Origin of the sequence: Streptomyces sp. I05A-00742 (assembly GCF_013055795.1) — a bacterium.
GTDB lineage: Bacteria > Actinomycetota > Actinomycetes > Streptomycetales > Streptomycetaceae > Streptomyces.
In genome coordinates this window covers 16823-28581 of the sequence record NZ_JABETO010000058.1, presented here as the reverse complement: position 1 = coordinate 28581, position 11759 = coordinate 16823, and the positions used below count along the sequence as shown (strand labels likewise).

Genomic DNA, 11759 nt, shown 5'->3' with positions numbered 1-11759 from the left:
CAGCCGCACCTCCGGCAGCGGTTCCTCCAGCACCGGCTCCCGCAGCCCCCGCCGCACCACCGGCACCCGCGGCCCCTGCCCCACCGGCGCCCGCGCCGGCACCGCCCGCCGCAGTGCCGCCTCCCGGCTCACCGGGCGCACCTGCCGCACCGGGCACGCCCGCTCAGCCCCCGGGTGCCCCGGCGAACCCGCCGGCCCCTGCGCTTCCGGCCCCCGCGCCGCCCGGCGCCCGGCAACCAGCCCCTCCGGCGGCCCCGATCGCCGTACCGCCGGCACCACCGGCACCGCCTTCCCGCTCCACACCGGCCTCACCGGCGCCGCCCGCCCCGGCAGCATCCTCACCCCCGGCGAGCCACATCCCGGCCCCGAAGCCGCCGGGGGGTCGTCAGGTGGTCCACTACCGCCCCTACCGGAACACCGCCGCGGGCGACGGGAAGGACCTCGCCCGCCACACCTCCGTGATCACCTTCACCCTGATGCTCACCACCCCTGCCGTGCTCACCGCTGCCCTGCTGCGGCCGAGGTCCGGCACCGGCGGACGACGGGGCCGCTGAGGCGAGGGGGTTACGGAGGGGCGCCCTCCTCCGTAACCCCGTCCCCGTCCGTCCCCGTCCCCGTCCCCGTCCCCGTCCTCGCCCTCATCCCCTTCCTCGACAAGGGCGGGACCACCCCTCCGCACTCCGTCCCAAGCCGTGTCCCCCAGATGCAGCGGCCCGACGAGCACCGCTCCGGCGGCCAGCACCACTGCCACCGGAAGGACGGTTCCCACCAGCCGCCGCAGGCGCGGAGGCGGAGGAACGGGCCTCACGACTCCATCGACGTCATCCGCATTTCTCCTCACACGGAAACTTGCCCGCTCCGGACCCCGGCGTTCCCGAGCACACAAAAGGGAAATGCCCCGGCCGTCCATATTGACAACCGGGGCATTTCCCTAGGTATATTGGCTAATTCTATGCCGCGTCACCATCAGCGCATAGAGCAGCTTTGTAAGGCCATGATATCGGGGCGGGAGTCACCTTGTCAAACGCGTCGGCCCAAGAATTGCGTCATGAACAGCAATTCATCGACAACCTTCACACACGTCTCACCGAACTCCGCGCGCAGGCGGAAGCCGGGGTGAGTGCCGCGCTCGCCTCGGGCGGCGGCACCTTCCAGGCCCGGCTGGAGCGCGATGTGCTGGTGGCCGAGCGGTCCGGGCTGCTCGCCGCGTTCAACGCCGGGGAGAACGGGCTCTGTTTCGGACGGCTGGCATTCCGCGACGGCCGCGACCACCACATCGGCCGCATCGGCATCCGGCGGGACGACGCCGACCGGACGCCGCTGGTCGTCGACTGGCGGGCGGACGTGGCCCGTCCGTTCTACCTGGCGACCGGGCACACGCCTATGGGCCTGCGCCGCAGGCGCCACATCAGCACTGAGGGCCACCGCGTCACCGCCCTGCACGACGAAATCCTCGACCTCACCGACCCGGAGCGCACCGGCCTGGAGGGCAGCGACGCCGACGCCGTCCTGCTCGCCTCGCTGGACGCCGCGCGCACCGGACGGATGCACGACATCGTGCAGACCATCCAGGCCGAGCAGGACCGGATCATCCGCGCCCCGCACCGCGGCGTCCTCGTCGTCGAGGGCGGTCCCGGCACCGGGAAGACGGTGGTCGCCCTGCACCGCGCCGCCTACCTGCTGTACGCGCACCGCGAGCAACTCGCCCGCCGCGCCGTCCTGATCGTCGGGCCCAACCCGGCGTTCCTCGGCTACATCGGCGAGGTACTGCCCTCCCTCGGCGAGACCGGCGTCCTGCTCGCCACGCCCGGCGAGCTCTTCCCCGGCGTGACCGCGACCGGCACCGACACCCCGCGGGCGGCCCGGGTCAAGGGCTCCGCGGTGATGGCGGACGCGCTGGCCGCGTACGTCCGGGACCGGCAGACGCTGCCGGACGCGGAACTGGTGATCCCGCACGACGACGGCGACCTGGTGCTGGACGCGGTCATCGCCCGGGCGGCCCGCGACCGGGCGCGCGCGACCCGGCTGCCGCACAACCTCGCCCGCCCGCACTTCGCGTTCGCCGTGATCGACGCACTCACCGCGCAGCTCGTCGAGCGGATCGGCGCCGACCCGCTCGGCGGGCCGAATCTCCTCGGCCCCGACGACGCCGCCCAGCTGGGCAAGGCGGTGGCAGCCAGCCGCGAAGTACGGTCTGCCATCGACGAGTTGTGGCCCTTGCTCAACGCGCAGCAGCTGGTCGCAGGCTTCCTGGCGGACCCGGTCCACCTGCCCGGGCCCGACGCCGACGCCGTCCGCAGGGACGGCGGCCCGTGGACCCCCGCCGACGTGCCGCTGCTGGACGAGGCCGCCGAACTGCTCGGCGAGGACGACTCGGCCGCCCGCGCCGCGGCCGAGGCCGCGCGGCAGGAACGGATCGCCTACGCGCAGGGCGTGCTCGACATGTCGTACGGCTCCCGCACCCAGGAGTTCGAGGACCTGGCGGACGACGACTCGGAGGTGCTGGCCGCCCACGACGTCGTCGACGCCGAGCGGCTCGCGGAGCGCCAGGAGGAGGCCGACCACCGCAGCGCGGCCGAACGGGCCGCCGCCGACCGCACCTGGGCCTTCGGCCACGTCATCGTGGACGAGGCACAGGAGTTGTCCGCGATGATGTGGCGGCTGCTGATGCGTCGCTGCCCGACCCGGTCCATGACCCTGGTCGGCGATCCGGCACAGACGGCCGAACCCGGCGGCTGCGGCTCGTGGGCGGCGGCCCTCGCGCCGTACGTCGGCGACCGCTGGGAGCACATCCGGCTGGACGTCAACTACCGCACCCCCGCCGAGATCATGGAGGTGGCGGCGGAGGTGGTCCGTGCCTCCGGCGACCCCGGTTTCCACCCTCCCCGCTCCATCCGCTCCACGGGCGCACGCCCCTGGACACTGCGGACGGACGACGTCCCGCGCGCGATCGCCGGAGCCGTCGCCGAGGCCCTCGCCGGGCAGGAGGACGGCCGGACCGCGGTCATCGCACCGCGCGCCCTGCACGGTGCGCTCCTCGCCGCCCTGCCGGACGCCTCCTCCGGGGCCGCCCCCGATCTGACCCGGCCCGTGGTCCTGCTCGACCCCCGACAGGCCAAGGGGCTGGAGTTCGACACGGTGATCGTGGCGGAGCCGGGCCAACTGGGGACGAGCGACCTGTACGTGGCCCTGACACGGGCCACGCAACGGCTCGGGGTCGTGCACTCGGAGGCACTGCCGGCGGGCCTGGAACCGGCCCCGGGGGGAGTGCCGACAGCGGCCTGAGCGCCCCTACCGGCGCTCCGGGGCGCCCCTACCGCCGCTCGTACCGAGCCGGAAGGGGCGCCCCTACCGGCCGACCCCGCCGAGCGCCTCGTGCAGCGCGTTGGTGTCCGCGATCGGATCCCTCATCAACATGCTGTCGGCGCATGGCACTTGGCCCGGAGCGAAGCCTCTCAACCGTGCAGGAGCAGGGCCGACGGGCCCTCGCCCTGCTCGACGCAGGCGAGCTCGATGCCGTTGACGGTGGTGCGCTTGGTTGCCACGAACTACCCCCAAGGGCGCCCTCCATCCGGACGAACCCTCAACTCCCCCGCTTCGCCGCCAGCCTCCACAGCAACCGCACGTACGGACTCCACCGCGCCGGGCGCGCGACCGTGCCCGTGCAGGCCCGCTCGGCCCGGTCGAGGGCATCCTCCAGGCAGGCGTCGTGGAACGGCCCCCAGGCCAGGGGCCAGGTGAGCCGGGCCGGACCGCGGGCATGCATGGCGAGGGTGTGGCGCAGCACCGTCCGCCGGCCGTCCACGGGGAGGACAGTGAACTCGTGGAAGCCGTGAAAACCCCGCGGCGCGCGGAAGGTGAAGCGGACCCAGACGCCGGGGACGTACGCGCTCACCGTGTAGCGGACGGGACCGTGCCCGCCGGTCGCCCCGACGGCCAGGGGCCGGTCGAGGACCATAGGCGGCCAGTGCGACTCGGGCCACAGCCGGTCGTCGTCCCCCGCCAGCGAGTCGAGCAGCGCTCCGACGTCCTCCGGCCCGGCGTTCAGCAGGCGTTCGTGCACGTTGACGACATCCATGGTCCGACCTCCCGTGGCGCGTTATAGAGAAATCTCTCTAATTCATTATGGAGAGTACTCTCCACTACATGCCACGCCCAACCCGCTTCACAGCGGACCAGCTCCTCGACGCCGCGGTGCGCCTGGCCGTCGCGCACGGTCCGGCCGGGGTGACGATGTCCGCCGTCGCCAAGGAAACGGGCGCACCGAGCGGCTCGGTCTACCACCGCTTCCCCAACCGCACCGCACTGCTCGCGGAGGTGTGGCTGCGGACCGTCGAACGCTTCCAGGACGGCTACTTCGCCGCCCTCACCGGCGCCGACGGGCCGCGCCCGGCGGCCCGTCGCGCCGCCCGCCACGTCGTCGCCTGGAGCCGGGCCCACCCCGAGGAGGCCGCCCTCCTGCTGCACGGGCCCGAGGTGTTCGGACGCGCCGAGTGGGCCGAGCACCACACCCACCGCGCGGCCCTCGGCACGGAACGCGTCCACACCGCCGTGGCCTCGATCACCACCGCCCTCGGCACCACCACCCCCCGCGACACCGAACGCGTCTCCCTCGCCCTCATCGACCTCCCCCTCTCCCTCGTCCGCCGCCACCTCCGCGCCGGAGCGCCTCTGCCCGACCACGCGGAGGAACTGGCCGAGCAGTGCGCGGAGGCGCTGTTGAGCTGAGGCAGTGTCGGGCTGGGGCGGGGCGGCAGCGGTGGGCGGTTTACATGGCGGGTGCTTGGCCGTCCACCCCCGTTTCGTCGTTGCGCGCACGCCCGAAAAACGGCGGGCTGCGGAGGAGGGAGCCCGGCGGTGAAGTACGGGTCGCGGGTGGGGCGGCAGCGGTGAGCGGTTTACGTGGCGGGTGCTTGGCCGTCCGCCGGTCTCATCGTTGCGCGCGCCGATAAGCGGCGGGCTGGGCAGGAGCGGGGGGACGGCGGGCGTGGGTTGGCCGGTGCGGGTCTCTGGGTGGCCGGGGTGGTGTGGCCGGTGGGGCGCGAGGTGTTGGCGGTCCGGGGCGCGGACGGAAGTGGTGGATTGGAGCGGCTTTTCGGCGCGACACGCCGTGCTTGGCCGCCCGGATCTACCAATTGCTGCCCCGCTGGTCTGGCAGCCGGACGGTCGGCCCGGCCGCACGCCCCTTCCCCGTGAATGGCCAGGGCGGTGTGGTGGATGATGCGAGTGGGGTTGGTGGGCCGAAGCGCGGGAGGAAGTGGTGGATCGGGGCGGGCATTCGGGCCGACACGCCGTATTGAGCCGCCCGGATCTACCGGTTGCTGTCCCGCTGGCCTGGCAGCCGGACGGTCACCCTGGCTGCACGCCCCTTCCCCGTGAATGGCCGGGATGGTGTGGCGAATGAGGCGAGTGGGGTTGATGAACCCGGGGCCGGACGGAAGTGGTGGATTCGGGCGGGTTTCCGGCGCGACACGCCGTGCTGGGCCGCCCGGATCTACCGGTTGCTGTCCCGCTGGCCTGGCAGCCGGACGGTCACCCTGGCTGCACGCCCCTGCCCCGTGAATGGCCGGGATGGTGTGGCGAATGAGGCGAGTGGGGTTGATGAACCCGGGGCCGGACGGAAGTGGTGGATTCGGGCGGGTTTCCGGCGNATCTACCGGTTGCTGTCCCGCTGGCCTGGCAGCCGGACGGTCACCCTGGCTGCACGCCCCTTCCCCGTGAATGGCCGGGATGGTGTGGCGAATGAGGCGAGTGGGGTTGATGAACCCGGGGCCGGACGGAAGTGGTGGATTCGGGCGGGTTTCCGGCGCGACACGCCGTGTTCGGCCGCCCGGATCCACCACTTCCCGTCCCACCGGCCCGCAAGCCGAACAACCGGCCCCGGGCCGCCCGCCCACCTTCTCCGTAGCCAGCCGCCTTCGGGGCGCACGCAACGACGAAACCGGCAGCCGGCCAAGCACCCGCCACGTAAACCGCCCACCGACCCCGCCCCACCCACAACCCCGCACTCCCCCAACAGCCGGTACAGATGTGTGGCCCCCTCCCCTCCATGGGTAGCGGTGACGACAACCGATCCGAATCCCCCAAGCCCCCGGAAAACTCGAACGACCGAAGGAGCCACCGTGCGGATCCAAGACGCCGTAGTCCTGGTGACCGGTGCCAACCGTGGCATCGGGCGGGCTCTTGTCGCCGGGTTCCTGGAACGTGGGGCGGCCCGTGTGCACGCTGCCGCGCGGGATCCGCGGACGCTGGAGGGGCTGGTCGGGCAGGGGGCCGGGGCCGCGGGGCGGGTCGTGCCGCTCGCTCTGGACATCACGGACCCGGCGGCCGTGGCCGCCGCGGCCGAGGCGGCCTCGGAGGTGAACCTCCTGGTCAACAACGCGGGGCTGCACGCCATGGGCCATGTGCTCGACATGGACCTGGAGTCCGTCGAGGCCGTGATGCGGACGAACTGGCTGGGCACCCTGCGGATGCTGCGCGCCTTCGCGCCCGTCGTGGAGCGCAACGGCGGCGGCGCCATCGTGAACGTCATCAGCGTCGGCGCCTTCGCCGGAACCCCTCAGTTGGGCCCCTACCCCGCGTCGAAGGCCGCGCTGAACATGCTCACCCAGGCCGTCCGGGAGGACCTCGCCCCACGCGGGATCAGCGTGCACGCCGTCTTCCCGGGGCCCGTCGAGACGGACATGCTGCGCTACGCCGTCGAACACCTGCCCGGGATCGGTTCCTACACGGCGGCGACGGCCGACGAGGCGGCAGCGGCGATCCTCGACGGGATCGAGGCCGGCGCCGACGAGATCTTCCCCGACCCGTTCGCCGAGCGGGTCAGGGACGGCCTGCGAACCGACCCCAAGGGCGTCGAACGCCTCCTCATCGACGTCGAGAAATCGCCCCCGCGCGACTGAACGTCCCACCGCCACGCCCACCGCCACCGGTCCACCACCACCGGCCCACCACCCCGGGACCCGTACGACGCGCGCGCGTCCCACATGCGACGCGGTCGCACCCGGGGGATCATCGGTCCCATGGAGCACACCCTCCGGCTCGCCCAGCAGGCCGACGCCGACGCACTGCTCTCGCGCAGCCCGCTGGCCGCCCTGACCGGGATGCTGCTCGACCAGCAGGTCCCCATGGAGTGGGCGTTCACCGGCCCGTACACCATCGCCCAGCGGCTCGGCCGGGACGACCTCGACGCCCACGAGATCGCCGCGTACGACCCGGAGGAGTTCGCGGCCCTCTGCGCCGCCAAACCCGCCGTCCACCGCTACCCGGCCGCCATGGCCAAACGGGTACAGGAGCTCTGCCGCCACCTCACCGAGCACTACGACGGCGACGCCGCGGCGGTCTGGCAGGACGTCCCCACCGGCCAGGAACTCCTGCGACGCCTGAACGACCTGCCGGGGTTCGGCCGGCAGAAGGCCCAGATCTTCCTGGCCCTGCTGGGCAAGCGGCTCGGCGTACGCCCCGAGGGCTGGCGCGAGGCCGCGGGCCCGTACGGCGAGGAGGGCAGTCACCGCTCGGTGGCGGACATCACCGGCCCCGACTCCCTGCACCAGGTCCGTGCCTACAAGCAGGAGGCGAAGCGGGCGGCCAAGCTCAAAAAGAGCTGACCCCCGTAAGCGTCCGTCAGCGTCGCCGCCGGCGGGTGGTCCCGAAGACGGACCGGGTGATCTCGCGGCCGAGCTGGGTGCCCACGGAGCGCGCCAGGGACTTGAACATCCCGCTGCCCATGACCTGTTCGACCAGCGAGGGTTCTGGCTCGGGCTCCCGCTCCCGCCCCTTCCGCTCCGACGGCACCCCCGCCTCCGCCTCCGTCTCCGCCCCCGCCAGCTTCTCGTACGCCGACTCACGATCCACAGCCTGTGCATAACGCCCGTACAGCTCCGACCCCCGCACCGCCGACTCCAGCGCCGCCGCCTCGACCGGCCCCATCAGCGACTGCGGTGCCCGCAGCCGGGTCGCCGCGACGGGCGTCGGGGCGCCCTGCTCGCCGAGCACGGTGACCACGGCCTCGCCGGTGCCCAGCCCGGTCAGCACCTCCTCCAGGTCGTACGGGGAGGTGGGGAACGTCCGTACGGTCGCCCGGAGCGCCTTCGCGTCGTCCGGCGTGAAGGCCCGCAGCGCGTGCTGCACCCGGTTGCCGAGCTGCCCGAGGACGTCGGACGGCACGTCGGTCGGCGACTGGGTGACGAAGAAGACGCCGACGCCCTTGGAGCGGATGAGCCGGACCGTCTGCGCGACCGAGTCCAGGAACGCCTTCGAGGCGCCGTCGAACAGCAGGTGGGCCTCGTCGAAGAAGAACACGAGCCGGGGCTTTTCGACGTCGCCGACCTCGGGCAGGCCGTGGAAGAGGTCGGCGAGCAGCCACATCAGGAAAGTCGAGAAGAGCTGCGGGCGGTCCTGGACGGCGGGCAGTTCGAGGACGGAGACCAGGCCGCGCCCATCCGGCGCCGTCCGGAGCAGCTGCTCGGCGTCGAACTCGGGTTCGCCGAAGAACGGGCCCGCGCCCTGCTGCTCGAAGGCGGTGAGGGAGCGCAGGATCACCCCGGCGGTCTGGCCGGACAGCCCGCCGATCTCCTTGAGTTCGGGCCGCCCGGCGTCGGAGGTGAGGAAGCCGACGACGGCCCGCAGGTCCTTGAGGTCGACCAGTTCCAGGCCCTTGGCGTCCGCGTAGGCGAAGACCAGGCCGAGCGACTGCTCCTGCGTCCGGTTGAGCCCGAGCACCTTGGCCAGCAGGAGCGGGCCGAAGTCGGTGACCGTGGCCCGGACCGGGATGCCGGTGCCGATGCCGCCCAGCGCGTAGAACTCGGCGGGAAAGGCGGCCGGGGACCAGTTCTGGCCGACCTCGGAGGCCCGGGCGCGCACCTTCTCGCCCTCGGCGCCGGGGACGGAGATGCCGGAGAGGTCGCCCTTGACGTCGGCGAGGAAGACGGGAACACCGTTCGCGGAGAGCTGTTCGGCCATCAGCTGGAGGGTCTTGGTCTTGCCGGTGCCCGTCGCCCCGGCGACCAGCCCGTGCCGGTTGAGCACCGACAACGGCACCCGGACCGCCGCGCCGGGCAGGCAGGCGCCGTCCCAGAGCAGGGCGCCCAGGTCGAGGACGGGCCCGCCGAACGCGTAGCGCGCGGCGATACCGGCGGCCGGCTCCGGCAGCCCGCCGGCACCGGACGTCCCGCCGGAAGGTTCCCCCGGCATGCCGTCGGACGTCCCACCGAACCCCCCACCGGAGGGTTCACTCTCGTTGCTCATCGGACCTCCACAGGCCATGGATCCCGGTATGCGGCTGATTGTCACCTTCACACTCCCGTGCCATGGCTGCGCTCGGAGCCACCGGCCCGGTAGGCTTTCCGTGTGATCTTCAAGCGCATCGGAAACGGTCGGCCGTACCCCGACCACGGCCGGGAAAGCACCCGCCAGTGGGCGGACGTCGCCCCGCGCCCGGTACGCCTGGACCAGCTGGTGACCACCAAGCAGCAGCTCGACCTGGAAACGCTGCTCGCGGAGGACTCGACCTTCTACGGCGACCTCTTCGCCCACGTCGTGAAGTGGCAGGGCGACCTCTACCTGGAGGACGGCCTGCACCGCGCGGTGCGCGCCGCGCTCCAGCAGCGCCAGGTGCTGCACGCACGCGTGCTCGAACTGGACTGATCCCCGGGGCGATTCGGGGTCGGTTCCGGGGTCAATTCCGGGGCGGCTCCGGCCCGGAACCACCTCGGCACCGCCTCGGCCACGCCCCGACGCCTTCACCCACGGATGTTTCCGGCTGATATTGGCCCTTTTGGGTTGGGGTCGACGCAACCGTTGATCATCTAGTAGGCACCGGCCCCTGCCCGCACTACGCTGCGCCCATGAGCATGCTCACCCCTCCTGGCATGGGCGGCAAGTACCGCATCACGGGCCGACGTTTCCCGCACATGCGCCGGCCGAGGAGCCCGCGGAGGGTCGTGCTCGCCGCGGTCGCCGCGACGGCCGTCCTGGGGCTGGGCGGCTGGGGGACGATGGAGCTCGTCGACGTCTTCTCGGGCGGTGGCGGCGGTTCCCCGCAAGCGGCGCGGAAGACCACCGACTGCGGCAAGGAAGGGCACGACGACCGCACCGACGCACGGGCCGCCGCGCACCCCGCCCCCCGCGAGCAGCTGCCCCGGCCCGCCGACATCACCGTCAACGTCTACAACGCCACCCCGCGCAGCGGCCTCGCCAAGACCACCGCGGACGAACTCAAGGCGCGCGGCTTCCGCATCGGCAAGGTGGGCAACGCGCCGGCGCCCTACGACCGGAACATCGAGGGCACGGCGCTGCTGCTGGGCTCCCCTGAGGACGCCGAGGGGGCGATGCGTGTCCTGGAGGAGCAGATCGGTGAGGTGGAGGTGAAGAGCGACGTCCGCAAGGCCGAGGACATCGACCTGATCATCGGGGCCGGTTTCAAGGAGCTCAAGCCGGCGCCGGGCGGGAGCCGGGCACCGGCCGCTCCGCAGCCGCCGCCCCCGTCCCCGCCCGCCTCGCCCTCGAAGAGCTCCGGGAAGTGCTGACGTCCGGGCCGATGTCCGGGCCGATGTCCGGGCCGACGGCTCAGCCGGCCGTCCCGTACATGCGGTCGCCCGCGTCGCCGAGACCCGGCACGATGTAGCCGTCCTCGTTGAGGCGCTCGTCCACGGAGGCGGTGACCACGGTCACCGGCGTGCCCGCGAGCTCGCGCTCCATGACCTCGACGCCCTCGGGGGCGGCGAGCAGGCAGATGGCCGTGACGTCGTCCGCGCCCCGGGCGATCAGCTCGCGGATCGCGGCGACCAGGGTGCCGCCGGTGGCGAGCATCGGGTCGAGCACGTAGACCTGGCGGCCCGAGAGGTCGTCCGGCATACGCGTCGCGTACGTCTCCGCCTTGAGGGTCTCCTCGTTGCGGATCATGCCCAGGAAGCCGACCTCGGCCGTGGGCAGCAGCCGGACCATGCCGTCGAGCATGCCCAGACCGGCCCGGAGGATCGGCACGACCAGCGGGCGCGGGTGGGACAGCTTGACGCCGGTGGTCGCGGTCACGGGCGACTCGATGTCGACCTGCTCGGTCCGCACGTCACGCGTCGCCTCGTAGGCGAGCAGGGTGACCAGCTCGTCGGCGAGCCGCCGGAACGTGGGGGAATCGGTGCGCTTGTCGCGCAGCGTGGTGAGTTTGTGCGCCACCAGCGGGTGGTCGACGACGTGGATCCGCATGACATCGACATTAACCGAGCTTTCGGACACCGGCTCCCGGCCGTACGGTGGCATCACACCACCACTAAGGGGGAAAGTGGGCACGTACGCCCAACGTGCACCGTCGGGCGACACCCTCGGCACGAGGTGGTGCTGCGCATGGCCGACCGTGACGAACGCGATCCCGGAGCCCGGACGGATCCCGCGGGCCCCGGAAAGACCACCGTTCCCGGGAAACGGCCCAGAGAACGGCCGGTGGAACGGCCGGCGGAACGAGCTGCGGAACGCACGGGGGAACGTCCCGGGGAGCGGTCCGGCGAGCGCTCCGCGGACCGCGACGCGCCCCCCGACGACGACACGGAGCGGCGTCGCAGGCGCGCGCAGTTCCTCCGTGAGCTGAACGAGGCCAGGGAGCTGCGCGACCGGGTGCAGCCACGCCGCGCGCGGGCGGCCAGAATGCGCCAGCAGATGCGGATGAGGACGTTCCGGTGGTGAAGGCCGTGAAGGTCGTGACGGCCGTCACAGCGGCACACGCTCCGGAGAAACGTCCCCGCCCGTCCCGGGACGGCCCCGGGGCG

General features: G+C 72.8%; 11 protein-coding genes. 8 read left to right on the top strand and 3 right to left on the bottom strand.

Annotated elements, in window-relative coordinates:
- Positions 1–389: 389 nt before the first annotated feature.
- Both HN013_RS30370 and HN013_RS30365 read left to right on the top strand, forming a co-directional pair.
- On the top strand, positions 390–554 hold the full coding sequence (locus tag HN013_RS30370; protein WP_171171928.1) for a hypothetical protein: 165 nt from the start codon (positions 390–392) through the stop codon (positions 552–554).
- A 487-nt stretch (positions 555–1041) separates the two neighbouring features.
- Positions 1042–3285, top strand: coding sequence for an ATP-binding domain-containing protein (locus HN013_RS30365; RefSeq protein ID WP_171171932.1), 2244 nt, complete (start codon positions 1042–1044; stop codon positions 3283–3285).
- Positions 3286–3583: 298 nt separating this feature from the next.
- Here the strand turns inward: HN013_RS30365 and HN013_RS30355 are convergent, their stop codons facing one another.
- The gene (locus tag HN013_RS30355; protein ID WP_171171926.1) at positions 3584–4078 is read right to left on the bottom strand and encodes an SRPBCC family protein; all 495 of its coding nucleotides are present in this window, start codon (positions 4076–4078) and stop codon (positions 3584–3586) included.
- A 68-nt stretch (positions 4079–4146) separates the two neighbouring features.
- On the opposite strand from HN013_RS30355, the gene HN013_RS30350 reads away from it, so the two are divergent.
- From HN013_RS30350 to HN013_RS30340, 3 genes are all read left to right on the top strand, one after another.
- Positions 4147–4728, top strand: coding sequence for a TetR/AcrR family transcriptional regulator (locus tag HN013_RS30350; protein WP_171171925.1), 582 nt, complete (start codon positions 4147–4149; stop codon positions 4726–4728).
- Positions 4729–6122: 1394 nt separating this feature from the next.
- Positions 6123–6902, top strand: coding sequence for an SDR family NAD(P)-dependent oxidoreductase (locus tag HN013_RS30345; protein ID WP_171171923.1), 780 nt, complete (start codon positions 6123–6125; stop codon positions 6900–6902).
- A gap of 120 nt (positions 6903–7022) precedes the next feature.
- Complete coding sequence (locus tag HN013_RS30340) at positions 7023–7607, top strand: HhH-GPD-type base excision DNA repair protein (RefSeq protein WP_171171916.1); 585 nt, start codon at positions 7023–7025, stop codon at positions 7605–7607.
- Between the two features lie 16 nt (positions 7608–7623).
- Here HN013_RS30340 and HN013_RS30335 read toward each other — a convergent pair whose 3' ends face one another.
- Positions 7624–9192, bottom strand: a complete 1569-nt coding sequence (locus tag HN013_RS30335; RefSeq protein ID WP_171171930.1) for a helicase HerA-like domain-containing protein — start codon at positions 9190–9192, stop codon at positions 7624–7626.
- 156 nt (positions 9193–9348) lie between these two features.
- Between HN013_RS30335 and HN013_RS30330 the strand changes: the two genes are divergently transcribed.
- Positions 9349–9645: a type II toxin-antitoxin system VapB family antitoxin gene (locus HN013_RS30330; protein WP_004943146.1), complete on the top strand. Its 297-nt coding sequence runs from the start codon at positions 9349–9351 to the stop codon at positions 9643–9645.
- A 200-nt stretch (positions 9646–9845) separates the two neighbouring features.
- Complete coding sequence (locus tag HN013_RS30325; protein WP_171171914.1) at positions 9846–10526, top strand: LytR C-terminal domain-containing protein; 681 nt, start codon at positions 9846–9848, stop codon at positions 10524–10526.
- 40 nt (positions 10527–10566) lie between these two features.
- Here HN013_RS30325 and upp read toward each other — a convergent pair whose 3' ends face one another.
- Positions 10567–11202, bottom strand: coding sequence for a uracil phosphoribosyltransferase (gene upp, locus HN013_RS30320; protein ID WP_004943140.1), 636 nt, complete (start codon positions 11200–11202; stop codon positions 10567–10569).
- 138 nt (positions 11203–11340) lie between these two features.
- On the opposite strand from upp, the gene HN013_RS30315 reads away from it, so the two are divergent.
- Positions 11341–11676 (top strand): hypothetical protein, encoded by a 336-nt coding sequence (locus tag HN013_RS30315; protein ID WP_171171912.1) that lies wholly within the window; start codon positions 11341–11343, stop codon positions 11674–11676.
- Positions 11677–11759: the final 83 nt, after the last annotated feature.

Excerpts from the sequence above, each read along its gene's own strand:
- HN013_RS30355 (WP_171171926.1), bottom strand. The coding sequence starts at position 4,078 with ATGGATGTCGTCAACGTGCACGAACGCCTGCTGAACGCCGGGCCGGAG.
- HN013_RS30350 (WP_171171925.1), top strand. The coding sequence starts at position 4,147 with ATGCCACGCCCAACCCGCTTCACAGCGGACCAGCTCCTCGACGCCGCG.
- HN013_RS30340 (WP_171171916.1), top strand. The coding sequence starts at position 7,023 with ATGGAGCACACCCTCCGGCTCGCCCAGCAGGCCGACGCCGACGCACTG.
- HN013_RS30335 (WP_171171930.1), bottom strand. The coding sequence starts at position 9,192 with ATGCCGGGGGAACCTTCCGGCGGGACGTCCGGTGCCGGCGGGCTGCCG.
- HN013_RS30325 (WP_171171914.1), top strand. The coding sequence starts at position 9,846 with ATGAGCATGCTCACCCCTCCTGGCATGGGCGGCAAGTACCGCATCACG.
- upp (WP_004943140.1), bottom strand. The coding sequence starts at position 11,202 with ATGCGGATCCACGTCGTCGACCACCCGCTGGTGGCGCACAAACTCACC.
- HN013_RS30315 (WP_171171912.1), top strand. The coding sequence starts at position 11,341 with ATGGCCGACCGTGACGAACGCGATCCCGGAGCCCGGACGGATCCCGCG.